This window comes from Companilactobacillus paralimentarius DSM 13238 = JCM 10415 (assembly GCF_001434985.1).
GTDB lineage: Bacteria > Bacillota > Bacilli > Lactobacillales > Lactobacillaceae > Companilactobacillus > Companilactobacillus paralimentarius.
Window position 1 is genome coordinate 1 of sequence record NZ_AZES01000030.1, and the last position, 26,928, is coordinate 26,928.

30 protein-coding genes, 1 tRNA gene and 1 other annotated feature are annotated in these 26,928 nt (G+C 34.3%); of the genes, 14 read left to right on the top strand and 17 right to left on the bottom strand.

Annotated elements, in window-relative coordinates:
* Positions 1 to 164: 164 nt before the first annotated feature.
* Entirely contained in the window at positions 165 to 755 is a 591-nt protein-coding gene (locus tag FD33_RS03800) for a CPBP family glutamic-type intramembrane protease (RefSeq protein WP_235700284.1), read from the bottom strand.
* A gap of 188 nt (positions 756 to 943) precedes the next feature.
* Between FD33_RS03800 and FD33_RS03805 the strand changes: the two genes are divergently transcribed.
* Complete coding sequence (locus tag FD33_RS03805) at positions 944 to 2,017, top strand: acyltransferase (protein WP_025085222.1); 1,074 nt, start codon at positions 944 to 946, stop codon at positions 2,015 to 2,017.
* Positions 2,018 to 2,052: 35 nt separating this feature from the next.
* Here the strand turns inward: FD33_RS03805 and FD33_RS03810 are convergent, their stop codons facing one another.
* Positions 2,053 to 4,023 (bottom strand): collagen-binding domain-containing protein, encoded by a 1,971-nt coding sequence (locus FD33_RS03810; protein WP_162256976.1) that lies wholly within the window; start codon positions 4,021 to 4,023, stop codon positions 2,053 to 2,055.
* A 142-nt stretch (positions 4,024 to 4,165) separates the two neighbouring features.
* Positions 4,166 to 5,332: an MFS transporter gene (locus FD33_RS03815; RefSeq protein WP_025085220.1), complete on the bottom strand. Its 1,167-nt coding sequence runs from the start codon at positions 5,330 to 5,332 to the stop codon at positions 4,166 to 4,168.
* 210 nt (positions 5,333 to 5,542) lie between these two features.
* Here FD33_RS03815 and FD33_RS03820 point away from each other — a divergent pair, with 210 nt between their 5' ends.
* Positions 5,543 to 5,887, top strand: coding sequence for a winged helix-turn-helix transcriptional regulator (locus FD33_RS03820; RefSeq protein ID WP_235700283.1), 345 nt, complete (start codon positions 5,543 to 5,545; stop codon positions 5,885 to 5,887).
* Here the strand turns inward: FD33_RS03820 and FD33_RS03825 are convergent.
* From FD33_RS03825 to FD33_RS03840, 4 genes are all read right to left on the bottom strand, one after another.
* Entirely contained in the window at positions 5,884 to 6,222 is a 339-nt protein-coding gene (locus tag FD33_RS03825; RefSeq protein WP_025085218.1) for a hypothetical protein, read from the bottom strand. The genes FD33_RS03820 and FD33_RS03825 overlap by 4 nt on opposite strands.
* A gap of 105 nt (positions 6,223 to 6,327) precedes the next feature.
* Positions 6,328 to 7,197 (bottom strand): DegV family protein, encoded by an 870-nt coding sequence (locus tag FD33_RS03830; protein WP_025085217.1) that lies wholly within the window; start codon positions 7,195 to 7,197, stop codon positions 6,328 to 6,330.
* A 228-nt stretch (positions 7,198 to 7,425) separates the two neighbouring features.
* A tRNA-Thr gene (locus FD33_RS03835) sits at positions 7,426 to 7,499 on the bottom strand.
* A 52-nt stretch (positions 7,500 to 7,551) separates the two neighbouring features.
* Positions 7,552 to 8,073, bottom strand: a complete 522-nt coding sequence (locus FD33_RS03840) for an HdeD family acid-resistance protein (protein ID WP_025085216.1) — start codon at positions 8,071 to 8,073, stop codon at positions 7,552 to 7,554.
* 121 nt (positions 8,074 to 8,194) lie between these two features.
* On the opposite strand from FD33_RS03840, the gene FD33_RS03845 reads away from it, so the two are divergent.
* The gene (locus FD33_RS03845) at positions 8,195 to 8,845 is read left to right on the top strand and encodes a metal-dependent transcriptional regulator (RefSeq protein ID WP_025085215.1); all 651 of its coding nucleotides are present in this window, start codon (positions 8,195 to 8,197) and stop codon (positions 8,843 to 8,845) included.
* 52 nt (positions 8,846 to 8,897) lie between these two features.
* Here FD33_RS03845 and FD33_RS12415 read toward each other — a convergent pair whose 3' ends face one another.
* Positions 8,898 to 9,398 (bottom strand): MerR family transcriptional regulator, encoded by a 501-nt coding sequence (locus FD33_RS12415; RefSeq protein ID WP_025085214.1) that lies wholly within the window; start codon positions 9,396 to 9,398, stop codon positions 8,898 to 8,900.
* 92 nt (positions 9,399 to 9,490) lie between these two features.
* Here FD33_RS12415 and FD33_RS03855 point away from each other — a divergent pair, with 92 nt between their 5' ends.
* Positions 9,491 to 10,054: a sugar O-acetyltransferase gene (locus tag FD33_RS03855; protein ID WP_025085213.1), complete on the top strand. Its 564-nt coding sequence runs from the start codon at positions 9,491 to 9,493 to the stop codon at positions 10,052 to 10,054.
* Between the two features lie 154 nt (positions 10,055 to 10,208).
* Here the strand turns inward: FD33_RS03855 and FD33_RS03860 are convergent, their stop codons facing one another.
* From FD33_RS03860 to FD33_RS03875, 4 genes are read right to left on the bottom strand one after another with little or no spacing between them, the layout of a single operon-like run.
* Entirely contained in the window at positions 10,209 to 11,009 is an 801-nt protein-coding gene (locus FD33_RS03860; RefSeq protein ID WP_056955774.1) for a DUF975 family protein, read from the bottom strand.
* A gap of 57 nt (positions 11,010 to 11,066) precedes the next feature.
* On the bottom strand, positions 11,067 to 11,999 hold the full coding sequence (locus tag FD33_RS03865) for a DUF4097 family beta strand repeat-containing protein (protein ID WP_025085210.1): 933 nt from the start codon (positions 11,997 to 11,999) through the stop codon (positions 11,067 to 11,069).
* Positions 11,992 to 12,654, bottom strand: a complete 663-nt coding sequence (locus FD33_RS03870) for a DUF1700 domain-containing protein (protein WP_034544109.1) — start codon at positions 12,652 to 12,654, stop codon at positions 11,992 to 11,994. Before FD33_RS03870 ends, FD33_RS03865 begins: the two co-directional genes overlap by 8 nt.
* The gene (locus FD33_RS03875; RefSeq protein ID WP_025085208.1) at positions 12,647 to 12,961 is read right to left on the bottom strand and encodes a PadR family transcriptional regulator; all 315 of its coding nucleotides are present in this window, start codon (positions 12,959 to 12,961) and stop codon (positions 12,647 to 12,649) included. Before FD33_RS03875 ends, FD33_RS03870 begins: the two co-directional genes overlap by 8 nt.
* A 216-nt stretch (positions 12,962 to 13,177) precedes the next feature.
* Positions 13,178 to 13,399 (top strand) — a binding site (T-box leader).
* A gap of 177 nt (positions 13,400 to 13,576) precedes the next feature.
* On the opposite strand from FD33_RS03875, the gene FD33_RS03880 reads away from it, so the two are divergent.
* From FD33_RS03880 to FD33_RS03890, 3 genes are read left to right on the top strand one after another with little or no spacing between them, the layout of a single operon-like run.
* Positions 13,577 to 14,230, top strand: a complete 654-nt coding sequence (locus FD33_RS03880; RefSeq protein WP_034544106.1) for an amino acid ABC transporter permease — start codon at positions 13,577 to 13,579, stop codon at positions 14,228 to 14,230.
* Positions 14,231 to 14,240: 10 nt separating this feature from the next.
* Positions 14,241 to 14,879, top strand: coding sequence for an amino acid ABC transporter ATP-binding protein (locus FD33_RS03885; RefSeq protein ID WP_025085206.1), 639 nt, complete (start codon positions 14,241 to 14,243; stop codon positions 14,877 to 14,879).
* Positions 14,880 to 14,895: 16 nt separating this feature from the next.
* Complete coding sequence (locus FD33_RS03890; protein ID WP_025085205.1) at positions 14,896 to 15,747, top strand: transporter substrate-binding domain-containing protein; 852 nt, start codon at positions 14,896 to 14,898, stop codon at positions 15,745 to 15,747.
* Between the two features lie 13 nt (positions 15,748 to 15,760).
* Here the strand turns inward: FD33_RS03890 and FD33_RS03895 are convergent, their stop codons facing one another.
* The gene (locus FD33_RS03895) at positions 15,761 to 16,714 is read right to left on the bottom strand and encodes an ADP-ribosylglycohydrolase family protein (protein ID WP_025085204.1); all 954 of its coding nucleotides are present in this window, start codon (positions 16,712 to 16,714) and stop codon (positions 15,761 to 15,763) included.
* Positions 16,715 to 17,126: 412 nt separating this feature from the next.
* Between FD33_RS03895 and FD33_RS03900 the strand changes: the two genes are divergently transcribed.
* The 6 genes from FD33_RS03900 (at position 17,127) to FD33_RS03925 (ending at position 21,801) form a co-directional block, all read left to right on the top strand.
* Positions 17,127 to 17,600 carry a nucleoside 2-deoxyribosyltransferase gene (locus FD33_RS03900; protein WP_025085203.1) on the top strand — a complete coding sequence of 158 codons (474 nt, stop codon included), beginning with the start codon at positions 17,127 to 17,129 and terminating at the stop codon, positions 17,598 to 17,600.
* A gap of 9 nt (positions 17,601 to 17,609) precedes the next feature.
* The gene (locus FD33_RS03905) at positions 17,610 to 18,161 is read left to right on the top strand and encodes a TetR/AcrR family transcriptional regulator (RefSeq protein WP_056955775.1); all 552 of its coding nucleotides are present in this window, start codon (positions 17,610 to 17,612) and stop codon (positions 18,159 to 18,161) included.
* Between the two features lie 409 nt (positions 18,162 to 18,570).
* Positions 18,571 to 19,746: an MFS transporter gene (locus FD33_RS03910; RefSeq protein WP_025085202.1), complete on the top strand. Its 1,176-nt coding sequence runs from the start codon at positions 18,571 to 18,573 to the stop codon at positions 19,744 to 19,746.
* A gap of 11 nt (positions 19,747 to 19,757) precedes the next feature.
* Positions 19,758 to 20,408, top strand: coding sequence for an HAD hydrolase-like protein (locus FD33_RS03915; protein WP_025085201.1), 651 nt, complete (start codon positions 19,758 to 19,760; stop codon positions 20,406 to 20,408).
* A 135-nt stretch (positions 20,409 to 20,543) separates the two neighbouring features.
* Positions 20,544 to 20,996 carry a PTS sugar transporter subunit IIA gene (locus FD33_RS03920; RefSeq protein WP_025085200.1) on the top strand — a complete coding sequence of 151 codons (453 nt, stop codon included), beginning with the start codon at positions 20,544 to 20,546 and terminating at the stop codon, positions 20,994 to 20,996.
* Positions 20,997 to 21,126: 130 nt separating this feature from the next.
* Positions 21,127 to 21,801 (top strand): TVP38/TMEM64 family protein, encoded by a 675-nt coding sequence (locus FD33_RS03925; protein WP_025085199.1) that lies wholly within the window; start codon positions 21,127 to 21,129, stop codon positions 21,799 to 21,801.
* A 39-nt stretch (positions 21,802 to 21,840) separates the two neighbouring features.
* Here the strand turns inward: FD33_RS03925 and FD33_RS03930 are convergent, their stop codons facing one another.
* From FD33_RS03930 to FD33_RS03940, 3 genes are read right to left on the bottom strand one after another with little or no spacing between them, the layout of a single operon-like run.
* Positions 21,841 to 22,338, bottom strand: a complete 498-nt coding sequence (locus FD33_RS03930; protein WP_025085198.1) for a PTS sugar transporter subunit IIA — start codon at positions 22,336 to 22,338, stop codon at positions 21,841 to 21,843.
* Between the two features lie 11 nt (positions 22,339 to 22,349).
* Positions 22,350 to 23,861 (bottom strand): PTS transporter subunit EIIC, encoded by a 1,512-nt coding sequence (locus FD33_RS03935; RefSeq protein ID WP_025085197.1) that lies wholly within the window; start codon positions 23,859 to 23,861, stop codon positions 22,350 to 22,352.
* Positions 23,862 to 23,880: 19 nt separating this feature from the next.
* Positions 23,881 to 24,570 carry an N-acetylmannosamine-6-phosphate 2-epimerase gene (locus FD33_RS03940; RefSeq protein WP_025085196.1) on the bottom strand — a complete coding sequence of 230 codons (690 nt, stop codon included), beginning with the start codon at positions 24,568 to 24,570 and terminating at the stop codon, positions 23,881 to 23,883.
* Positions 24,571 to 24,731: 161 nt separating this feature from the next.
* Here FD33_RS03940 and FD33_RS03945 point away from each other — a divergent pair, with 161 nt between their 5' ends.
* Complete coding sequence (locus tag FD33_RS03945; RefSeq protein WP_025085195.1) at positions 24,732 to 25,550, top strand: MurR/RpiR family transcriptional regulator; 819 nt, start codon at positions 24,732 to 24,734, stop codon at positions 25,548 to 25,550.
* Positions 25,551 to 25,581: 31 nt separating this feature from the next.
* Here FD33_RS03945 and FD33_RS03950 read toward each other — a convergent pair.
* On the bottom strand, positions 25,582 to 26,928 hold a 1,347-nt coding region (locus FD33_RS03950), incomplete at its 5' end, for an aryl-sulfate sulfotransferase (RefSeq protein ID WP_056955776.1).

Consider the following 26,928-nt stretch of genomic DNA (forward strand, 5'->3'; position numbering starts at 1 on the left):
ATTAAAAAACTGGTATTGATTATTCATCAATACCAGAAAGTATAGAACCATAAAAAGTCGGCCTTTGTCTGGTCGACTTTTTTGATGTTCTTTTTTAGATAACCAATGTGCCTGACAATATAGTGGAAACGAGCTACGCAGGGACAACTCCTGCTTCGCTCTCTCTATATTATTATGGTTCCAACTGCGGCACTGACCATGGCTACAAATATCGCCATTTTTTCATCTTTGGTGTACAAATATGTTAAAGCATAACACCAACCTAGAGCCATCATCATTAAGAACTGTAAGATTGACCCTGGTAAACTAATTGCTCCGGCTATAATTCCACTAAAAATAATTCCCATTACGGCGCTGTATGCTGAACTTTCTCTAAAGAAGTAATTGAAGAAAAAGCCTGTTTGCACCAATTGCTGCTGAACCGCAACAACAAAGACGTTCGCAATCATATTAAATACAAATACTTTTTGATCAGAACTGGCTATATCATCATTTTTGAAACTTGGTAATTTCCCAGTTACTTGTAAATAACTAACCATAATTCTCAACAAGCAAACCATTACGATCATCAAACTAACTAGACCGATGTTAGAAACTAGTGAATAGGCAAAGCCCTCTGCTGTATCTGAAAATGATTTTTCCTCACGGACATATTTTCTAATCATTAAAAACAGGGTGAAAAGTCCAATTAGGAAAAATATAACGGTAATCGGTATATTCAAACCCTTTTGGGTGGCAGCCGCGTTTTTAAACATCAGTGTAACAATAGAAAACACTATCCAAATTATATATCTGACAAAATCTGTACTTGGGGATTCTCCTACGCGCATAATAAATTCTTCCAATCAATAATTTTACTTTGCCATTATATCATACGCTAATACTTCATTTTAGAGGCGTTTTACATTATTATGGAGAGAGCTACTTAGGGGAGAATCTGCTCATGGATAAAAAACAACGGATTTTTTATTTAGATTTTATTCGTGTCATCGCTATTCTTTTAGTTATATTTATACATGTATCAACGATTGACACTACTAAACATATTGGAACTACCGACTGGCAAATTATAAAAATGCTTAACTATTTTGCCCATATCAGTGTCCCTATTTTTTTTATGATTTCTGGTACTTTAATTCTTAATAGTCCAAAAACTTTATCTTTAAAGTACACTTGGCAAAGAAGAATTCCTCGAGTTGTCATCCCTTTTATTATTTGGTCAATAATTTTACCAACTGTTATCAGCTTGACATCGAATTTACTATCAACTAATGATGTCTGGGAACGACTGAAATTCATCCTTAACAAACCAACTATTCCTGTTTTCTGGTTTATGTATCCTTTAATTGGAATCTACATTTTGGCTCCAATCATTAAAACTTTTGTCGATAATGCTAGTCTCAAGATGTTATTTTATGTTACTAGTGTTTGGTTAGTCACCTGTTCCTTGTTACCATCACTCAACGTTATGATGGGAAAAGATATGAAGCACGTTTTCCAATTATCACCAGTTTCAAATTTTTTATTGATTGGTGGGTTTACTGGTTATTTTATCTTAGGGTATTTATTGAGTCATATGGATTTTAGAAATATTAGTAGTTTCGCCTTGTTAACTTTATTTATTGGAATTGGAACTTTTGGGAACTTCTTTTCAGAATCTGTACCTAAAACTTTTGATAACAATAATAGTTACTATGTAACTTCTCTTTTCATTCCCATTATGTCGATTGCAGCTTTTATCTTATTACAAAAATGGGGAAGTAATATACGGTCCAGGGGGACAATTAACTTTTTTGAAAGTCTAGCACCTTTAGTTTTCGGAATTTATTTATTACATTATTTAGTCATATTTTTCATTGAACCGTGGTTTTTTAAAAATGTCGATCTTCGTGGCATTTCTGCAACTTTCCTTCGTTATATTGTCGTAATTATTATCACTACAGCAATTATTTGGTTAGTCAGTTTTATTCCTGGTATTAATTACTTACTCACTGGTCATACAAGGTCAAAAAAATAAACGATTTCCAAATGGAAGTCGTTTATTTTTTTGTGTTAGTTTTTCTTAGTCTTGGTCGTCTTTAATAAAAAACCAAAGATAATTAAAACAATTCCTGCTATAGTTGCGAGGATACTTGAAGCTTCACCAGTCTGTGGTAATGCTCCAGCTTCATCAGATGTACCAGTAGTTGGTAATTCTGATTCGTCCTTGTTGCCAGCAGTATCGGGTAATAAACCTTCTTCAGCATTACTTTCAGATTGACTACCTTCAGAACCACCATTGATTAAGTTTTGATTGCCATCTTCTTCAGTTGTTGCTTCCTCAGAATCAGAATCTTCTTCCTCTTCTTTGTCGGTATCTGGAGTTACTGTGCTGCCACCATTATCTTCCTCACTAGGTTTTTCTTCATCAGGTGTACCACCATTGTCACCAGTATCTGTGGTGTCATCTTCGTCTTCATTGTTATTTTCTTCAGGATTTTCAGGATCTGTGGTATTTCCTTCGTTATTATTGTTTTCATCGGGATTTTCAGGATCAACACCTAGATTACCATCTTCGTCAATATCCATATCTTCTTCTTCATCAGGTTCTTCAATATTAGAACCATCATTCTCATCTGGTTTCTCTTCATCAGGTTCTTCACCTTCATTAGGGAACCAATCTACTTCACCAGGTATAACAACTGGTTTTTCAAACTCAGTTTCAATATCTGAATTGTCCTGCAAATCCCATCTATGAGTCTCTCCACCAAGAACATTTACTTTATCAGCAACTATATTTCCATCTAAGTTTTGATGAATATTTATAGTAGCATCAGGAGCTAAGATACTACCTTGGAATGGACGATTAATCTCAATGTCACCAGCAAATTGATTATCCGATGCACTACTATCATAGAAGTTCCACAATAAATGATTATCATCAAAGAATTCAGTTTCTTGATTAGGACGTTCAACGTTGTTAACGCCATCACCATGGTTATAAATCAATTTAATCTGAGAATTAACATTAAGCGGATTAACACCCTTACCATCAACATTAATGATAATAGTAGTACCTCCCTTATCAGAAGATAATCCAGCAATAGTAAGAGGTGTATCCATATCTAACACATCTGCATCAAGATCAATGACAATCTGATTATTGGTAGGTTCGTAATTTTCCAAGTTGATAACACGCTGATTACGATCTGGAAAATCACTATTCTTTATACTTACAGTAGTATGACTATTGGCCAAATCAGAGGATGTTTGTTCTAGCTCTTCGAAATATTCCTTAAAATCAATATACTTATTTGTACCTTTATCTTGATAAATTTCATCGTTATCCAGATGATCAATCTTTATTTCATTAACTGATGGATTATTACCATTCTCACCTAACTTAATATCGTTATCAACTCCAAAGATAACCTTATTTGATCTACTATCAGTTTTATTAACAAACGAACTGTTTGCTAAATTGTGTACATTTTCAACGTACGAAATATCTTTATCTATTAATTTGTCTTCAGTCACATTAGTTCCAAAGTTTACATTGCCATTGAGATTTCCAACAGCGACATTACCATTAGTATGAGCATTTAAAGTTGCTTCATTAGCAAAAATATGAAATTTAGATGCATATCCTAATTTATTGTTAGCAACATCTGGAAAATCTTCAGAAACATTTCCCCCATCTTGAACATCGTTATTAACAGATTGTGTAGCTACTCCACTAGTAGAACTTTGAGTAGCAACTGGTGCTTGAGCTGTAGCTGAACTTTGAGCAGATGCAGTTTGTGCTGCATTTGTTGAACCTGCTACATTTTGATTCTGCACTGTATTTTGTGTAACTGCTCCCTTAGCAGTTTGTGCTGCATTATTACCACTAATCTGGCTTTGATCAGTTTGATTATCAGTACTTTGAGTTGTTGCCGTTGCACTGTCTGTTTCATCAGCATTTACAGTTGTAGCACTCATCCCTGTTAGCACTACCGCACTTATAGCAACACACGACAAAGCCCATTTTTTCCCTTTTCTCATTAACATAATCAACTAAATCTCCCTCGTTGAATTCAGAATAATAATTATTATTATCTAATAAAAATGGTAATAATTATATTTATGTCGATTATTGCTCTACTATTTTTTATTGTCAAATAACGATTTATTTAATGAGAATTAATCATTTTTTCAATTTTAAAGTTTCAATAATTGCGATTCCTAACGCTATAATAGAAATTATTCCTAACCCTGTAAAACCAACCGAAGAATATAAAATTGCTCCAATTAATGAACCTAGGGTTAATCCTAAGTAGAGAAATGAACTATTAAAGGACATTACCGTTGAACGTTTATCCGGCACAACACCCACAATATAAGTCGTTAAGGCTGTAACACCCAAGCCTTGAGCCAAAGCTAACAATATAAGAAAAATTATTATTCCCCATAACTGGTTTTGGCAAATCACCAACCCTAAAATAAAAATCATTGAGAAGAAACCATTGAGAATGACATCTTTCATAGCTCCTATTTTAGACAACAGGTGACCTCCGCAAAAGCTGGCAATAAAGTTGCTTAAACCATAGGCAATAAAGATATTGCCCGTTTGAGCTGTATTAAAATGAAAATTTTGATTCAAAAAAGTCCCCAGAAAAGTATAAATTAAATAGAACCCAAACATCCAAACCAAATTAATCGACAACGAAAGTAAAGCTCTTTTTGACTTAACCAAGGTTTGAAAGCTAGCTAAATACTTTAATTTCTCCTGACCATTCATTAAATTGGGAACGACTAATAATAAAACGACAAAGGCCACTAACGTCAATAAGATCGAACCCCAAAAGGCCATATGCCAGTTAGATAACTGTGATAATAATGTGCCCATAGGCACGCCGATAGCAATTGACAAGGATAAGGCTGACATTGTAATTCCCATTACAACATTCAATTTCTTACCCGAAAAATAGCTCCCCACAGTTGCCCAAATATTAGGCATTGTCACTGCTGCACCGATTCCTGCTACAGCTCTGCCAAAATAAAAGATTTTAATATTAGCGGCTTGTGCACAGATAAAACTACCTATTAGAAAGATTAATAATCCGACTATTAAGAGTTTGCGCTTATTAAATTTGTCTCCCAAAGGCCCGAAAAATGGACTCCCGATGGCGTAACACAAAGCATAAATAGTCACTGATAATGCTGCTTGCGAGGTTGTCACAACATAATCTTTTTCAATTGCTGGTAACAACGGCGAAATAATGAATGAATCGGCTCCAATAACGAAGACAACCAGGAATAAACCAATAACCAGCAAGATATCTTTAAATTTATAAGTATCATTTTGTTTCATAATTAATACTTCTTTCTAAATTTAATAAAAATTATTCTTAAGCATCTGCAATATAAATCCACAAATAAAAAAGTACAATACGGGAATTTAATGATACTAGGTATCAAAGAATTCCCGTATTGTACTTTCAAATTATTAGGTTCTAAACTGTTCTGATGATACAATTCAGCTGAATTTAACTATTGGAGGCCGATTATGGTTGCAGCTGAAATGAGCACTAGACATGGCGAGCGTTGTCCCTTGGACAGTACTCTCAAGATTCTCGATGGTAAATGGAAATCCATTATTCTTTGCCGATTAATGCAGCAAAAGGAGATGCGTTATAGTGAAATTCTTCAAACATTGTCTGGCTGTACAAGACGTATGCTTTCTTTACAATTATCCCAACTAGAAACCGACCACATCATAAAAAAAGAGATCGACACATCGTTTGTACCCATTAAAACCAGTTATCACTTAACCGAATTGGGACAATCACTCGTGCCGATCATTAAAGAAATGGATATTTGGGGACAAATGTACCTAGACACCCTATGTAAAATAAAGAATAGTTAAACTAACTTCTTGATGTCGTGGTTCAGAATCATTAATTGTGAGCCACAGAAAATTAAAACCAATCCTGTCAGTAAAATATCGATTCCGCTCAAAACAATCAAAACTGTATCCTCTAGATCTCTCATCATATTTAGAGAGAAATAAAGATAGACGACAATAATTGGAATAATAATTACGAGATAAATAACATTATAGACATAACTCTTGTTGAAAATTAAATTTAAATCTAAATTGTATTTTTGTGTTTTCATATCCATCACGTGAAAATGACGATCAATTAAATAGATTAGTCCTAAAGGATAGAAACCTAGAAGCATATTGTACAAAAGTTGCATGCGTATTCTCCAATGTATTTGATAATCTAACACTATCGATTTAAAAAAAATGGAGCAAGCAATTTTGACAATACTTTTATTTAGTTAACTTACTTATGAATATAATTATTGTCTATCCTGAGTTCCTAACGCAAAGACGGCCACACAACCGAATCCAGTATGACTGGAAATCGTCATACCAATAGGATTGACCTGAATATCAGCTTTAGGAATTTGACTGACAATATGTTGCTTAACCAATTCAGCTGCATCCCAGTCACCACTAGTCGTAATAATAATTGGTTGATCAGGATCATTTTGAACCGCTGTTACTACTTTTTCTGCCAAGGTTAACAGCGATTTTTTTCGTGTTCTAATCTTTGAAACAAAGCGTAATTTTCCTGCGGGATCAACGTCCAATAATGGCTTTACTTTAAGTAGCGTTCCCAAAGTGGCTGAAGCTCGGGAAATACGACCGCCGTGATAAAGATAAGTTAAATTATCAACTGTGAACCACTGTTGTAAACGTAACTTGTTTTGGTCAAACCAGGAAACCAAATCATCCAAGCTGGCACCAGTCTTTTGTAATCTGATTGCTTCAAGAAGCAGACGGCCTTCACCACCACTAGCTGCTAAAGTATCGACAATACGAATATCAGCTTCAGGGAAGTCTTCTAATAGGATCTCTTTGGCTTGACGAGCACTAGACATTGAACCGCTTAAACCGCCGGAGAAGCCTACATAAACGATGGCCATTTTCTTTTCTACATACTTTTTAAAAAATTCCAAGTATTCACCAACATTTACTTGTGTCGTAGACGGTAAAACTCCTGCTTTAATTTGTTCATAGAATTTATCTAATGAATAACTCTTGCCGAAATCATTGACGAGCTCTTTCCCATCAATTTCTGTGTGAAAATAAATTGCCTTAACATTATTTTCTTCCAAAAACTTCGCTGGCAAATCACATTCTGAGTCAGTTAAAATTTGATACATTTCATGTCCCCCTACAAAGGTTCCTCTAAATTCATTCCATAATAATACCATTTATCAAAATAATATACATTGCTTCTATACTTCTATCTGAGTTCATAATAACAGTAAAGATAGATTTAAAATATCATTTTAGAATTTTTTACATATATTTCAAAAAACAAAAAAGCACCTAAATGCTGGTTTAACAGCATTTAGGTGCTATGAAGTTTATAACTGACGTTCTTAAAAAGCCGTCTATCGGATTTGAACCGACGACCCCCACCTTACCATGGTGATGCTCTACCTATCTGAGCTAAGACGGCAATACATCTCCTACATTTTATCAAACTTATATCATGTAGAAAATGCTTTTAATTAAAATGCTTCAATAATTTCGGCGATACCTGTAGCAAAGAAGAAGAATGCCAACATAAAGACAATGAATCCTCCTGCTAATACTGGATTGAACAATAGAATGATCGCAAACAACAGGTTCAAACAAGCCAAAATTACAATGAAGATGTAGTACTTTCTACCGAAGAAATGGTAAAAACGAGATGTCAGTATTTGCAAAACCGCATCTAGTAAAAACCAAATAGCAAACATGTAAACAATTGCTACAACTCCGACTTGTACGTGAGCGACAAAAATAATACCGATAATAATATCAACAACTGCTCCAAAAATGGTCCATCCACTTCTAACGCCTAAAAATTTAGTCATTTGAGAACCGAACCATAATTGATAAACTCCTCGTAGAATGGCGAAGAATCCGAATAATACGGCAATAGTCGACAAACTTCTCAATGGATACCAAGTTACTAAATATCCAGCGTATAAAGAGATTAAACCAATAATAAAACCAAACCAATCAAAACGTTTCTTAGGTTGACTCATATTTCTACCTCCCTTCTAAATACCAACAATTATTTTAACATTAAGAGTTATCAAAGTTGAGTAATATGCGTTATAATAGAGAGGCTAATAAAATTTTTAGGCTAAACGAAGGGTTGAAAAATTGTCACCTAACAAAGAAAACTATTTAAAAACTATCTACGAACTAAATTATGATTTCACAAAAATTACTAATAAACGTATTTCTGAGATCATGAATGTTTCCGCCCCATCAGTTACTGAAATGCTGAATGCTTTATCAGGCGAAGGCTATTTAACTCACTCACCTTATAATAAAATTGTACTTACCCCTAAGGGAAATAAGGTCTCTGAAAAACTAGTTAAAACACACCGTCTTTGGGAAGTATTTCTAAATAAATGCTTGAAGTACCCTGTTGACAACGTCCATCATAATGCCGATGCTTTGGAACATTCTTCAGATGACGATTTAATCGAACACTTGAATGATTTCTTGGGTCATCCCCAACGATGTCCACATGGTGGTATCATTCCTGGCAATGGTCAGGGTGAAACAGATGCCGATGATAAATTGTTAAGCATGATTCCAGATGATACTAAAGTTCAAATTGTTAGAGTATCTGACAATTATGACTTCTTACAATACTTCGGTAGCTTGAATCTTGAAATTGATGATACAATTACCGTTCTTAAACATGAAAAATTTGATAATTCCCTTGTTGTTGAAAAAGATGATGGTTCAAAATTAACTATCGGGGCTAAAGCTATCGATTACATTTTCGTGGAATTACGTTAAAAAATATATTTTGCATAAATAATAGGACGAGAAACCAATCTGATTTCTCGTCCTATTTGCGTTTATCGCGTTCAACTTCAATTAATTCACTCAAATCATGACACTTTTCCAAAGCCTCACGATACTGTTCATGAATATCTGGATCAACTCGCCTACCATCACCAGACGGTACCATATGAATATCCTCGGTGTCAGCCTCGACAGCTGTTTTAAAATACCACATCTTATAATGAAGAAAATCCAATTGATCTTGGAGAGTTTGAATCTGTTCTTTTACCGTTGCCGCCTCTTTTTCCAATAATTCATAGCGACCCATTAACGTAACATCACCTTGCATACATAGATCAATGAAGTGACGAATTTCAGTAATTGTCATTCCACACTTTTTCATGCATTCAATTACTTGTAAAAAGTTCAAATCATTATCCTTAAAACTTCTTCGTCCTGCACTATCACGATCAACAAATGGCAGTAATCCCTTACGATCATAATAACGTAAAGTTGAAGTTGGCAAGTTCATTTCCTCTGCCACATCTCCAATTGAATATCTCATTTTCAATTCCTCCTTGACTTGAACCATGGTTTAACTAGTAGTATAGCAGATGAGAGTATCAAATTTACTACTGATAGAGAGGATTTTATACAATGGAAAAAACTGAAATGCAGAAACTGTTAGATGGCGAATGGTATCGACTCACTGATCCTGAAATTGCAGGCCGAAAAACAAGCTCCGCAACTTTATGCCAAGATTTTAATGCTATCCCCGAAAATGAACCAGAAAAACAAACCGCCAAGGCACGTGAAATCTTTGGTTCTGCTGGCAAGAATTTAACTGTACACAGTCGACTAACCGTTGACTATGGTAAGAATATTCACGTTGGTGATAATTTTTTGTCTAATTATAATTTAACAATACTGGATATTGCACCAGTAAATATGGGTAACAACGTCTGGATTGGCCCTGATACTGACATCTATACTGTTAATCATCCTTTAACTGCAAAGGGACGTAAGCAAAGATTAGGAATTGGTAAACCAGTCAATATTGGTAACGATGTCTGGATCGGTGGACATTGTACGATTTGTCCTGGAGTCACAATTGGTAACGGTGTAGTCGTTGCAGCAGGAGCAGTCGTTACAAAAGATATTCCTGATAATGTCTTAGTCGGCGGTGTTCCAGCCAAAGTAATTAAGAATATTGAACAATAAAAAAAACGTCCTCCATTAAGTATTCAAGATATATCCCTTACTTGAATTTCTTAATAGAGGTCGTTTTTATTTTACAAAATCACTTATTAAACATACTTACCTCAAGAAAAATATTATTTAGTCTGGAGTAAGAATCCCGATTCTCTTTTTTTTACTATTTTTGTGTTTGTTGATTATTCTCGACAATTTTTTTATAGAAGACAGCCATAACTAATTGTTCATATGGTTGCAACCAAACAGACAACAACTCATGTGTCATTGCATTAAGAATTTCCCAGAAAAAAAACTCAAAAATAATTGAGAAGTAAGTCCACTTGTATCCACGCATCACGATCGTACTGCGACTAAAGCTAGAAAAAGCCATTCGTAATGACCATTTTCCTTGGTCAGCTTGATCGTCCTTGAAAACCAAGAATGACTGGGAAAAGATTACCAAAAACCAAATCCCAGGAAGTACATAAAGCATGAATCCAGCTTCCAAAAACAGCCCTAATAACGCCGTTATGAAAAGCAGTGGAAAGAAGTATTTGCCACTAAAAGCCTGCAAACTATCCTTAATAGCATTGATTTGATAATCTGGATTTCTCAACTTATCAATCAAAGCATAAGAAACACCAGCACAAACCATCATAAAGAAGAAAAAGAAAGCATAAACTGCAACGTTACTCTGTGGTGTTAAATTCAGCATATATTGCGATGCCGAACTTGGATCATTTGCCATACTCATTGAAATCTCTGACAGGCGACGGCTAGCCTGCTCTGGATCAGCTAAATTAACATTTATATTAGCCATCCAAGTTGTATAAATTTTCATTCCAAAATACACTGCTAGAAATCTTAACAAAATCGGTACGATATTAAGTGCAATATTTCCTTTAATATCTTTTCTAAAAGCACGATGTGCTTCACGTCTGACTTCAAAAGCAGATATTCGATTGTAATTAGCGTTATTCATCAATATCCCTCACATTAGATAACGCCATTATAACAAAGATGGATTAACTAAACTAATTTACTTTATTGTGATTGGCGCCTTTGTAGTCTTGATCATTAACAAATTATTAGCATCAACCTTATTCTGATAGGAGTTGCCATACTTCTTATCGAAGTATCGAACATAACCATGCTCACTCGTTAGATCTAGTCCTTCAACACTAAGTCCTGAGCCAATGAAATGTCCAGCGCCAAACATTCTGAAGTCATTATGATTCATCAAAGTTGTTTTAGAAATAGAAATTTTACTATGATTATTCAATGATTTCAACGTATCTAAATTAGACTGTTTAATATTCATCTTAGACTCATCTAAATTAAAACTAGATTTCAAAATAGTTGAATTAGTAGCCGTAATTTGTGAATAGGCACTAGCAACTATGTTGGCATTAGAAATCTTACTATTCTTCATTGTTAGCTTGGCATCATATAAGTTCATTTTTTCAATATTATTAATTGTAGCGTCACTCATATAAACATTGGAATCATAGTCTAAGTCTTTGGCTGACTTGATAAAGTTATTTATCGTTACATCGTTTATTTTAATATTTCCTTCAGCAAGACGAACATTTACATTATCCAATGACTGATTCATAGGAATAGTTATCGTTACGTTATTGTCATCCAATAAATCAATACCAACATGATTTTTTCTCTCCTGACCCGTAACGGTTAGAGTATTATTTTTAATCTTATAAGTTGGTTCTGAGTTTTTTTCACCATCAATACGAATCTTATAACGGTCACCTAAGCGGAAGGTAACATTAGTATTTCTACCTTCAACGTACACATTTTTGAAATTACTCAACGGATAAGTTTCATCAATCTTTTGGATAATTTTAAATCCGTGATTCCAAACAACCGATTTATTTCCACCCATAATGAATCCACCGAGCAATAATAAACCACCAACTATTAATAAATAAAATCCGGTTACAAAATACTTACGCATTTTCTTTTTCCCCCTTCATTGGAGTCTTTCTACCATGAAGCAATTTCTTACCCAACCAACGGAAGAAAATAACAACTACACTAAAGAACCATTTCAATAAAGCAATTGTTATAGGAATCAAGAAGAAATCGATACCCAGAACTAATAGTCCTCCACCAATGTAAAAGATAGCTACAGAAAATGATTGAAAAATAACTGAAAGGCCAATAAATATTGCTCCAATACCACCAACTACTGAAACAGCGACCAAGAATAAGAATATTAAGACAAACAATATTGCTAAACCAACTACTAAAGCCAACATTAATATCACTATAAATGCAATTGGTAAAGCAATTGGCGATGCCATTAACGCCAATAAAACTAATCCGATCATCGTTAGATTTCTCTTGAAACGATCATTATTTGAAATATGCCCATTAGCAACATTTTGATAATTTTGTTCTGACATTTTAATTGAGTAATCGGCTAAAACCTTACGTGCCAAATTCTTAGGTGTTCCCAATTCATTAATAATGGCATCGGACGTACTCAATTTAGCATCGATTATATATTCTCGATAAAATTCGATTACATCTTGTTGTTCAGCGTCACTCAATTGATGTAAATATATTTTAAATTCATCAATATACGAATCTATTGCTCTATTATTCATTATTCCCCTCCAAGATAGTATCAGTTGCTGACTTCAATTCCTGCCAATTTTTTCTAATCCTATCCAGTTGTTCTCTACCTAAACCAGTAATTTTATAATAACGACGATTTCTACCTTCGTAGGCCTCATCATAAGTACTCAACCAGCCTTCTTTTTTTAACCGACGCAAAATCGGATACATGGTTGATTCGGAAATAGGAAATACCATCTGGACTTTCCTAGTGATCGCGTACCCATAATAATCTTCACTTGTAAGCAGAGCTAAAACAGAACCCTCAAGTATCTCAGTTGAAACTTGAATTGCCATATTATCTCCTCATTTCTATCATATTATACAACGTATAATATCGTTCAATTAATAATATATGATAAAAAATAGTATAAGTCAATTTAACTCTCTATTTTGGGTGGTATAACATGCCGTGGCCCATAGATTTTTTTGTGGACGACAGCATATTTAATCTAAAAAGCTTGACAATCTTTTTTTTACGTCGTACGATAATTGCAACATTTTAAAACAAATCTAAAAACGACGACAGAAGAGTAACTAAGTTAATTAGTCCAGAGAGTTAACGTTGGTGCGAAGTTAACCTAATCCTTAGTGAAACACATCTGTAAGTTGAATGCCTGAAACAAGTAAGTCATTTCGGTAGCACCGTTACAGCTGAAGTTATTGTAACTTCATGAGTCTAATATTGTGAGATATTAGAAATCAGAGGTGGTACCGCGAATATTCGCCCTCTTGGTCCTTTTGGATCGAGAGGGTTTTTTATTTGGGATAACCCTTATTTAGTGACAATAACTTCTTGAGGTTAATATCGTGAGGTATTAACAAATTAAGGTGGAACCACGTTAAAAACGTCCTTTAGCAAATTTGCTAGAGGACGTTTTTTTATGTCTTTAGTTAAAAGGGGAAAAGATTATGATGAATTATATTTTTGAAATTTTACCATCGCTTTTGAGTGGTACAGCTATGACTTTAAAAGTTTTCTTTTGGACATTGATTTGTTCATTACCACTGGGAGTTTTAGTTTCTCTCGGTCGTAGTTCGAAATTCAAACCACTAAGCTGGTTGGTTTCCTTCTACATCTGGGTTATGCGTGGAACGCCTTTGTTACTACAATTAATTTTTGTTTTCTATGGACTACCTAATATGCCATTCGTCCATATTGTTTTTGAAAGATATGATGCCGCATTATTTGCTTTCATTCTCAATTACACAGCGTACTTTGCCGAAATTTTTCGTGGTGGCTTCAGCACTGTCAGCAAGGGACAATTCGAAGGTGCTAAAGTTTTAGGACTCAACTATTGGCAAACATTGAGAAAAATTATTATTCCACAAGTAGTTAAAATTGTGCTGCCATCAATTGGTAATGAGGTTATCAACTTGGTTAAAGATTCATCATTGGTCTACGTTATCGGTTTAGGCGACTTGCTTCGTGCTGGTAACATCGCCAGTTCACGAGATGTAACACTTCTACCATTAGTATTAGTTGGTATCATTTACTTACTATTGACCTTGATCTGCACCTGGTTGTTAAAAGTTTTAGAAAAACATTTCAGTTATTACCGTTAGGAGAAAAATTATGTTGAAATTAGAAAATATTACTAAAAGTTTTGATGGTAAAACCATCTTAGACAATTTAAACCTTGAGGTTAAAGACAACTCAATTCTCAGCATTGTTGGCCCTAGTGGTGCCGGTAAAACAACTCTTTTACGTTGTATTGCTGGTTTGGAAAAAGTTGATTCTGGAACTTTTATACTTAACAACAAGCCTTTCGATCCCTTTGATGAATCAGTTAAAGAACGAGTTATTGGTGTCGTCTTCCAAGACTTCAATCTCTTTCCCCATCTGTCTGTTATGGAAAATATTTCCCTAGCACCCAAGTTAGTTTTGAAGCAGGATAAAACTACTGTGCAAAAAAATGTGGATAAACTTTTGGCTCAATTAGGTCTCACTTCTTTAAAAGATCAATATCCTTTTGAATTATCAGGCGGACAAAAACAACGTGTTGCTATCGCTAGAGCTTTGGCCATGCAGCCACAAATACTTTGCTACGATGAACCGACTTCAGCACTTGATCCTAGTTTACGTGATACTGTAGCTCAAGTTATTTTAGACTTGAAAAAAACTGGCATTACACAAATTGTTATCACCCATGATCCTGATTTTGCCAAAAAGATTGCCGATCAGTTACTAGAAGTTAAACCAATCAATGATTAATCTCCGGGGGTTAAATATGAAGAAAAAATTATTAATATTCATGGCTTTATTCTTACTTGCCTTGGGATTAAGCGGATGTAGCGATAATCAAAAATCCGTTGCACAAGAGGCTAACACTACTGATACTTGGAATCATATCAAGAAACGTGGTCGTGTCATCATTGGTTTGGATGATACCTTCGTACCCATGGGTTTTCGTGAGAAGAATGGAAAGTTAGTTGGCTATGACATTGATTTAGCCAAAGCTGTTTTTAAACAATACGGTATCAAAGCCGATTTCCAACCAATTGACTGGAATATGAAAGAAACCGAACTTCGTAATCAGACTATCGACCTAATTTGGAACGGTTACACCATCACTCCTGCCAGAAAGAAACAATTGGCTTTTTCACGTCCATATATGGCCAATCAGCAAGTTTTAGTCACGAAAACAAATAAAAATATCTCTTCATTTAAAGATATGCAAAATAAAATTCTTGGTGTCCAAACTAGTTCCTCTGGTGCTAGTCTTTTAGATGAACATCCTACTAAGTTAAAAAATTACATTAAACATAAAACACCCGTCCTTTACGACTCATTTAACAATGCCTTAATGGATCTGGACGACAAACGAATTCAAGGATTATTGATCGATAGTGTTTATGCTGGTTACTACATTAGTAAGGAAAAAGATCCTGCATCCTATCGAATAACTCGTGGTGGATTCACTGGTGAAGATTTTGCCGTGGGTATGCGCAAAGGTGATAAAACTCTTAAACGAAAAATTGATAATGGTTTACAACATCTTGCTAATACCGGCGAACTTCAAAAGATAAATAAGAAATGGTTTGGTAATTCTGATAATTCCTTAATCCAACCTGAAAACTAAAAAAGCTGATCAATTAATTTTGACCAACTTTTTTAGTTTCTACCATTATAAATGGATCAATTATGCTATCCAATGGTTCCTTATTTTGTAATTGTGCCACCCATTCAGAATTAACAGTGTCTGTTTGATATACGCAACTGGCCAATGTACCAGTGATACTAGCAATTGTATCCGTATCTTCACCTAGATTAACAGCCATTAAAATTGCCTCATCAATTGATTTCGAATTTAATACACACCAAACACAGGCTAATAACGTATCAACATCATAGCCGGTTGATTTGATATTATTACGACTGATATCTTTAAAACCAGGTGTAAAAATATCTCTATAATAGATAAATTCCGACCATTCATCCGGTTCATTTTGTAGTGCTACTTTTAATTGTTCAGGCAAATCTTTTAAAATATCATTTAAGTTCTTACCATTTAGTAATCCATGTAAAATTTCTAAATAAATATAACTTCCCATGATGGCTCGTGCATGCCGATGAGTCAAACTGGTATAATTTTTAGTTAATTTCAACCGTTCGGACAGATTCTTTTTTGTCTGTAAATGAATTGCTAAAGGTGCCAATCTCATCAAAGCACCATTGCCATTAGCATATTCACTAGGATCGCCACATTCCAAAGCAGAATAATGATTTGTCGACCAGTTACGCACAGCTTTTGCACAAGTACCGCCAATTCCAAATGCAATTCCCTTAGGCGTATATTTGTTATGGAACATATAGTTTTCAAACTTCTGCATTAATTTCTCATAATCACTTTTTTCAGTTAGACTCTCAACTAAGGGCAACGTAAAAGAAGTGTCGTCTGACCAGCTACCGGCATCTTGTTCCCAGGTTCCACCAGAAATCATTGCATCAACATAATAGGTATCACGTTTTTTAAATTCTACAGGAACGCCCAAAGTATCCCCCACAATTCCGGCATATAAAATATTCTTTATTAGATCAGCTTTCATAATGCATCTCCAGTCAAAAAAACTGGGACCGAAATGAATTCAGTCTCAGTTATCATTTATATTTTAGAGTTTCCTATCCCATCTATAGCACGTATAATCCTAAAAGATCAATAAAACAAACGCCAGAAAAATACCAAATACTGCTAGCATACTGACTTTTCTCTTATCGTCATGAATTTTTCGCAATCCATTTTTATCCATAAGCATCATTCTTCCGTGCCGTCTTTGTTATATCATCTAATCTCCACTATGAAAAGGCTTTTTTGAAAAATTAATAATTTATATTTCCTCGCTTTTTGATTAAACTATATTCTAACCACAAAAATATTTAATCTCAATATTATTTTTCACTTATTAAGCAAAAATTTAAGTATAATTAACATATAAACACAAAGGAGCTACTGACTTAACCATGAATAAAAAGAATCGAGTATATTTGGCTGGACCTTTCTTTAGTGAAAATCAAATTAAACGTTTAGACGAAATTCAAAAATTACTAGAGGCCAACTCTACAATTGGTGATGTATTCAGACCTGGAGACGACGAATATACAGCAGCCGAGTTTGGCTCATTTGAATGGCAAACTGCCGTTTACAAACATGATATTAACAATATCAATAATTCCGATGTTGTTGTCGCAATGTTAGATTATAAGATAGAAGAAAACGAATTAGAGCCAGATTCTGGTACAATGTGGGAATGCGGTTATGCAGTGGCTAACAATGTTCCTGTTATCGGAGTTAGAAATATTAAAGATGAACCCCTTAACCTAATGCTTGCTGGCAGTTTGACAGCTTTCTTCAATGGCGCCGACAGTATCAAAGAAATTAAGGATTATGACTTTAATAAACTAATGACTAGATATGAAAATGTAAAGGTACTTTAGGAGGGAAACATGTCACAAGTAACAAAAAGAACAGAGAAATCAATTATCACAGCAATGTTTTCACTGCTTCAAAAGAAACCATTTGAGAAGATCACCGTTGGTGACATCTGTGATGAAGCTTTGATCAACCATAGTACTTTTTACCGTTACTTCAACGACAAATACTCCCTTTTGCATGCTGTTTTTTCATATTTATTAGACGATTTATTGAACAACACTTCCAATGCCAAAACTATTGTCTACCAAATAGCAGACTTTATGGAAAAAAATAGCAAATTCATGCATCATATTTCTCCACAATATCAGACTAAAGCTAATCTTTACCCTGAGTTCAGAAGTATTTTACGTGATATTGTTAAAACTAAAAGTGCCGATCCTGAAAGTCAAAGTGATCCGCTTATCAAAATGATTACCGAGTCAGACAGCCCAGAATTAATGATTAGCTTCATCGTCGGAGGATTGATTGGTTTAGTAGAATATCTGGAAGATAATGACTTTAATGTTTCCTATGATAAATTCATTGATTTCACTGAAGATCTTTTTACTAAATGGTCTAAATGAACTACTTCGACACTGGAGTACCGAACCTCTAAAGACGTTTCAAAATTGCTAACCGATATTTTAATCAACTAGTAGCAGTTAAAAACATTTTACTAAAGCTTGTCCCATCTCAGTATTCAATTGAATTTATTAATCTTTGATAATTGTTTTATCTCTTCGTGAACTATTAAAAGTGTGTAATACTTGTTAGTTGATGAATTACAATCAGATACACGATTATAATTATTAGGCATCTTTAATCGTCAAATTATTTCATGAGTGTACATAGGAAATGTGGTTAAAGAAATTTTAATAGAATACATGAATCAACAATTAACGACTTTATAAAAGGATTGTGTCTTAGTTGGCACAATCCTTTTTCTGTTCTAAAATAATAATATTGTGTTCATCTTTGAGGGGGGAAGTTCAAATGCAAACTACTAAATCAAAAAAATATTTTCTATTAAGTATGATGTTAATTGCTGCCAATCTACGTTTGCCAATTATGATTATTCCTCCATTAATTAAATCAATTGAAAGCCAATTAGGTTTACCTAAGTCTATGGCTGGACTAATTACTTCAATTCCACTGATTACTTTTGCTATACTCTCGCCTATCATTGTCAAAGTTGCTAAAAAATTGGGCAATGAGCTAACAATCTTCATCTTCTTTCTACTATTAATAATCGGAAGTTATTTGCGGATTATTCCCACAATCACAGCTTTAATGTTTGGTACTTTTTTAGTCGGTATCGGGATTGATAGTGGAAACGTTCTAGTTCCTGCGATTATTAAGGATCGTATGCCTGATGAAATTCCTTTAGGAACCAGTTTATATACTCTTTCAATGTTATTGATTGGTGCTATTGGTACAGCTTTATCAGGAATCTTGATTACTAAAACAAATCTCCAGACAACTTTGGCTTTACTTTCAATTATGGGAGTCATCGCAACTATTTTTTGGTTACCTAATCTTAAAAATAATCAAAAAGACAACACTCAACAATCACAATCCAAAGTTTATCGAAGTGTTTGGAATCAATCCTTAGGATGGTTAATCACTGCTTTCTTCGGATTACAATCAATTGTTTACTACTCTTTTATCACTTGGTTACCTTCAATTCTTGAAAGTAGCGGTATCGCTAGTATTACTGCCAGTAATCTACTTACCTTATTGCAGCTGAGTGGTTTACCTTGCTCATTCATCGTTCCTTTTCTTTCAGTTAGAACGGGAGGAATGAAAAAACTTTTAACAATGCTATTTATTGGTTACGCAGTTGCACCATTAGGATATTTAATTTCTACTAGCAGTTTAGTCTTTTTAACTATTGTGACGGTGGTGACTGGATTTGGATCAGGTTTAGCTTTTAATATGGCTGTAGTCTTCTTCACTGAAAAAACTACTAATCCGATTCAGACCGCCGAAGTATCTGGTATGGCTCAATCTGCTGGTTATCTGTTAGCTGCAATTGGCCCAACGCTCTTTGGTTTTCTACAAAGCAGCACTCAATCATGGAATTTAATTATTATTATTTTAATTTTATTATCAATCTTACTAACACTATCAGGAATTTTTATTGCACATCACAAACCTATCAAAGAATGAGGATTAAAAAAATGAAATATATCTTTTTCGATTTCGACGGTACAATCGCCGATACTAAAGTTGGAACTATTAAGGCACTTCAATACATGGCTCAAAAATTGAATATCACTGACTTGGGGGCTGACACTTATCAAAAATTTATTGGTCCTGCTATCACCGAAAGTTTTGGCAAATATTATCCCAAACTTCCTAAAGAACGTTATTCTGAAGCTATTGCTGCCTACGACGAATATTACAAAAATGAAAGTCTCTATCAATTGACCCTTTATCCACAAATTGAAGATGTTTTATCAGCCTTAAAAGATGATGGCTATCGACTTTACATTTCGTCCGCAAAAACTGAATCACTTATTAAGAAGTTAATTGCTTACCTCAAATTAAACCAGTATTTCACCGGTCTTTACGGTGCTTCAGAAGATGAAGTAACACGTTCAAGCAAAGCTGACATTCTCAAATATGCACTTGAAAATGCTAATGCTAACGCCGATGAATCAGTTATTATTGGTGATCGTTCAACCGATATTCAAGGTGGCATTGCTAACAACGTTCACACTCTAGGTATCACTTACGGATTCGGAGATTACGCTGAATTACGTGATGCAGGTGCCGAATCAATTTTAGAAGATCCTACTGAAATTCCTTCTGAAATTCGAGCAATGTAGTTAGAAAACTTTTTCAAAAAATTTGAGCTTTTCCCTTGATATGAAACGGGTTCGATAAAGTAACATAATAATTGTAAAGAGAGTAAGACATGTCGAAGCTCCTTCGTTAAATAATGACAGAGGAGATATAATATTATGCTATTTAAAATTTTTAGAAAAAACCATACTACTGCTAACATCGAATTAAAGGACAATAATCAATTAAGTGCTTTGAAACTAGCTGCTGAAAAGGCCGCTGATGAATTCAGTTTGGACGCTCAAACTGTGCAAAGCAGTTTATTTGCTAGTGCCGCTCAAGAACCAACTATTCTAGCTGGTCGTGTTGTTTACATGTTTGTAACTAGTGACAAGAAACATAAGGCACACTCAATGACTTTAACTTTCAAAAATCCTATTGCTTGGGGAAATGATAAAGTCCCTGTTGACTATATGATAGTCGGCGTATTATCCGATGGTGCTGGCCAAGAGGATGCCGATCAACTAAAAGAACATATTACCGATAAAGTTAATGAGAACGCTGATAAATTGGATGATATCAGATTTAACGATTCCGAATTAAACAAATTCAATCAATCATTTACAGAATAAAAGAAGTCGACCAACCGGCCGGCTTTTTTGCTATAAAAATTAGAACAAGAAACCTAAGACTTTTCTATAGTCAGATTGAGTTTTTTGCTTAATAATAGTAGACAATGAGTATATATTGAGGGGAATAGCTATGAAATTCTATCATAAGGTAATTTTTATTACCCTAGGCATTTTAGGAATAATTCTTTTTTCTACCATGATTTGGTATCAGTATAGCGATATTATTCAAAGCTTCTTTAACTATACTTTCGATCGTGAAACACTTATTGATCTTTTAAGACATCAGGGTCGTCATAATGCTATCTTATTCATTGCCATAATTGCTATTGGTTCAGCCATTCCAGGAGTTCCAATTGCTGCGGTCGCAATTCTTTCAGGCGTCTGCTTTGGCCGTTGGCTTGGTTTCGGAGTTAATGTGATTGGTGCTGTTATTGGTAATATGCTGGCTATAAATATTTTAGGTTCATTCCCCCACAAAGTTCGCCCCAGTCGTTTTAGACCATTAGCCGATAAACTCAAGAATATGCGCCATCCCAGATTAGGATTAAGTATTGGTTACGCCGTACCTATGTTACCAACCTTATTAGTTAATTATGCTGCAATCGAAATGAAATTATCATGGCGCAATAAACTCATTTGTATTTTCTTAGGTTCTTTACCTGTATCATTCTTATACGCTTTTGGTGGAGATGAATTAATCTTTGGCAATATTAAAGTCACCATAATAGCCATTCTGATAGTAGTTTTAATGATTGCTTTGTACGATTTTATCCGTCGAGATCAGAGGATTAAACAAAGTATTTAAATAACTAAAAAAAGTCGACCGCTTTGGTCGACTTTTTGTTTACTTAACTTTCATTTCCACTACCTTTGACCCAATTTCTAAATCAACACCATTTTCCTTTAATAAATTGGTTTTATCAATTTTATCCGCAGTATTAGTTATGATTGTCAGAACAACAGTATCCTTTTTGGCAAGTTTTACTTGTTCCAAATCCATTCTAGCAATAGGTGTTTGAACTTTAACTTGTTCTCCTTCTTTAACTAAAATTTCAAAAGGTTTTTCTTCAAGCTCAACTGTATCTAATCCCATGTGAACCATAATTTCTAGACCACTTGGAGTTTTTAATCCTAAAGCGTGTTTAGTTTTAAAAACTGAGGTAATTGTTCCTTCCACCGGTGAACAAATATCTCCCTGAGTTGGTACAACTCCAAATCCTTCACCCATTAATTTTTGTGCGAATACTGGATCATTAACATTTTCTAATGTCTGTAATTTACCATTTGATGGAGCATATATTATTTCAGTAGTTTTTTTCTTTCCTAATCCGAATAATCCCATTTAATTTACCTCTATTCATCTGTTCCTAAAATACCATTTATCTCTTGGCTATATAGATCAGCCTTTCCACCGTAGACTGCTTGTAGTCCACCACTAACATCTAATACTGCCGTGGCGCCCAAATCTTTCAATATCTTTTTATCAACTTTTGTATTATCAGCAACAGCAATACGTAATCTCGTAGCACAAGCTTCAACACTTTGAATATTTTCAGCTCCGCCTAATGCACCAATAATTTGTTGTGATTGATCATGTAAACTGGAATTTTTATCAGTTGTCGATTCATTTGCTGAAGATTGTGTATTATCATCATCTTCCATTCCCGGAATTGCTACATGGAATTTTGTAATACAAAATCTAAACACCACATAATAAACGACAGCCCAAATTAATCCGAACCAAAGTACTGTAGGCCAATTAGTTTTATCCTTACCTTGTAAAACTCCGAACAATAAATAATCAATTAGTCCTCCTGAAAAGGAATTACCAATTCTAATATTAAGAATATCTGCAAAATAAAATGATAATCCATCTAGAAAGGCATGAATCACATAGAGCCATGGAGCAACAAACAAGAAAGTATATTCAAGTGGTTCAGTAATACCTGTTAGAAATGATGTCAATCCACCACTCAAGTAAAGTCCACCATCTTTTTTTCTATTTTTCTTTGGTAAACAATGATACATAGCTAAAGCTGCGGCTGGTAAACCAAACATCATCGTGGCAAATCTACCAGCAAAGAAACGTGTTCCATATGTAAATAAACCAACATGATTAGCATCTGCTAACTGTGCAAAGAAAATATTTTGAGCACCAACTACAGTATGTCCAGCAACAGTCGCGATGCCACCAAGTGATGTGTACCAGAATAATGGATAGATTGTATGATGCAAGCCAACAGCACCTAACAAACGAAGTAAGAAGCCATAGAAGAAAGTACCAATACTACCCATTTTGGCAATATTATGACCTACTATTACTAGCCAACCTTGAACGGGTGGCCAAATCATAAAGAATAATGCTCCAATAAAAATTGCTGTAAAAGATGTAATAATAGGAATAAATCTTGAACCACCGAAAAAGCCTAAAAATTGTGGCAATTCAATTTTACGATATCGGTTGTGAAGATAAGCAACCATACCGCCAATCACAATTGAACCAACTACACCAGTGTCAATGGTTGTTCCTTTTGGAGAAAACATTTGAATAAAACCAGCTATGGTAGCTGTATAAACTAAGAAAGAAACACCGGCAGCTAAACCGGCAGTACCTTTATCTCCATTCGCCAATCCAACTGCAATACCAATAGCAAATATTAATGCAATATTATTGAAGACGGCGCTACCAGCAAAATTCATAATCTTTAAAATTGTTTGTAACCAAGGCATTGATAGAAATGGATATGTCTTAACGGCGGCATCATTAGTTAACGCTCCACCTAAACCTAACAGAAGACCGGCTGCCGGCAAAATAGCTATCGGTAGCATAAAAGCTCTTCCTAACTGAGAGAATTTTTTGAACATTTTTATTTACCCCTTATTTTTAATTAAGTGCCGCAATAAAACGTTGTGCAATTTCCATTGGTCTTGTAATCGCTCCACCAACTACAATTCCAGTTACGCCCATATTCTGAATTTCTTTAGCTTGCTCTGGAGTATGAATCTTACCTTCAGCAATTACGGGCATCTTGGCATCAACATATGCCTTTATCAAATTGATATCCGGGCCATTTTGTTTTTTACTTTCTTCTGTATAACCGCTCAATGTCGTTCCAACAAAATCAACTCCAGCTTCATAGGCATTCTTACCTTCTTCAAAAATTGAAGTATCTGCCATCAATAACTGTTCCGGATATTTAGCTTTAACTTCTTTAATAAATTCTTCAACGGTTTTGCCATCATGGCGTTTGCGCAATGTACAATCTAAAGCAATTACTGCTACTCCTGTTTCATGTAACTCATCAACTTCTTTCATTGTTGCTGTAATAAATGGTTTTTCCGGTGGATAATCTTTTTTGATAATTCCAATAACTGGCAAATCAACCACTTCTTGTATTTCCTTAATATCTCGAACTGAATTTGCTCTGATACCAACAGCTCCAGCACGTTTAGCAGCGAGAGCCATTAATGGCATGATTCCTCCTTGTTCTGCATAAAGTGGTTCTCCAGGAAGCGCCTGACAAGAAACAATCAAACCACCTTTAATTTGTTTTATAAAATTTTCTTTTTTCATCCTTCATTTTACCTCCAAAATTAATTAATTTGGATTACATTCTCCAGAAAGAAATATAAAACATTATTTAGCGTTTGTAAGCCCTTTCTTTTTTTAAGATTCTAAATAATCATCAGAAAATGTATAATTATCAAGAGAAATACAATTGGAGAATTTTCAAAATGAATATTGATAATTTAATTAAAGACAAATACGAAACTCTAACTAAATCAGAAAAGAAAATTGCACAATATATTATGAATAATAAAAAATCCATTATTTATGGGACAATGGAAACAATCAAAAAAAACGTCTCTGTGGGTGATGCCACGATAGTACGTTTTTCAAGAAAATTAGGTTTTTCTGGTTTTAATGATTTAAAAATCGATTTAGCTAAGACCGAACTGGAAGAAAGTAATATTGACTCTAGTCATGATTATTATGATGACATAGCAGATCGTCTGATTTCGACAATTAAGGATACCGCATCACTTATCGATCCAAATGATTTGAATGAAGCAATACGACTAATCACAAATTGTCATAAACTTTATATTTTTGGAGTCGGACATAGTGGTGAAATTGGAAAAGATTTTTCAAAAATGCTATTAAGAATTGGTCTAATCGTTCAGGCTGAAACTGATCCACATTTTCAGTCGCAAATGGCTGCCATGATGTCAAACAATGATCTTGTTATTGGTATATCTCTTTCTGGAGAAACCAAAGATACTTATGATTCACTCCAAATAGCTAAAAAAAGTGGTGCAAATATCATCTCTATTACTAACAATAATCTTTCATCCATTGCACAAATTAGCGATATAACGCTACGAACTTCAATCGAGGAATTCCTCAATGGCGGTTCATTAGCTGGTCAATTATCGCAACTATATGTTTGTGAAGTTCTAATTCGCGGTTATGAAAGACAAAATGGTGTAGATGCCGTTTCTCTTCGTGAAAAAGCATTACGTTCAATTATGGATAAAAGATTAAATAACTAAAAAAAGTCGACCGCTTTGGTCGACTTTTTGTTTACTTATTAACATCAAAAACGTATCCTTGTGGATAAAATTCTAGGCGATAGGCTCGATAAACATAAACTTTTGATGAAGCATTCTTAACTGTCACGTTGAAAACTTGATTACCACTTGAATCAACCTCAATCACATTACTTTCGGTACCATTATCTTTATATCCGAAATCGACTAACGTATTCCCATTACTTTCTCGTTCAGCATAACCGATAATATTTGTAAAATTAGTCTTTCCCAGTGATTTTCCATATGCCCAAGTCTGATCTATTGTCATCTTCTTAGTATCAATATGGTACTGAACTGCCTGTGAATATTTACCTGACGTCTTCTTATTACCATTAGTAACATCGACGTTATTATCATAAAGTAAAATATTCTCACCGTTCTTATCTTTACTTAACTGATAAAGTCCGTGCTGTCCACCAGTTATCGTCGTGCCTTTCGTCGGCGTCAACAATTTGCTGAGATATTTCTTAGGCCAGCTCTTCTTCGACTTCCCACTGTAAATCCAAATTATCTTATCAGTCTTATAATTCAACTTCATAATCATATCTTGATTACGTCCCGAAATCATAATCGTATTATCTGACTTATCATAATCAACAGCATTTTGATGGAACCAATCAATTTTTCCGTCTGATCCAGCTTTATAGTTCTTATACATTGAGCTAGGTAGAATTTTCTTCAAATCAATCACTTTAACTATTTTTCCGGTTTTATGGGAAATCTGAACCATCACATCTTCTTTATATTTAGATCCATCATTTACGGTCGCTAAAATATCCTTATTGGGCAATTCCAAAAGATCATGATGAATGACAGTTGTTTCATCCTTAGCATTACCACTGTCATTGGATTTAACTTTACTATTAAAACTATATTCTTGATAAACTCGACCTAGAACATCCGTCTCAATCAAATCATTATAAACAGTCGAATCAACATTTTTCTTAGTTAAAATCAAAAAGTGTCCATCATCGGTTTGTTCAATCGTATGTTGTGAATAATTAGTCGAATACCATCTGACCTCTCCGTCTGCATCAATGGCAAATGGTTCTTTAGTTGTACGGTTCATTAAAGTTAACTTATTATCGCCAATATCCATTTTGGATTTATCATTTTTAGAAACTACAATCTTGGCATTCTTAATATATTTAGGTAACTCTTCAGTTTGTAAATGTAGAACTTTTTGCTCCGTACTACCATCTTTATAAGTTACAGTAACTGTCACAGTATTATTGTAGTCAGCATACAAACCCGCTATTGGCACTTGGTGTGTTTTTTGATAAGGTAGATTGCAACAATTAATCGAATTTTTCGGACAAGTCATCAAAGAAGACTTGGA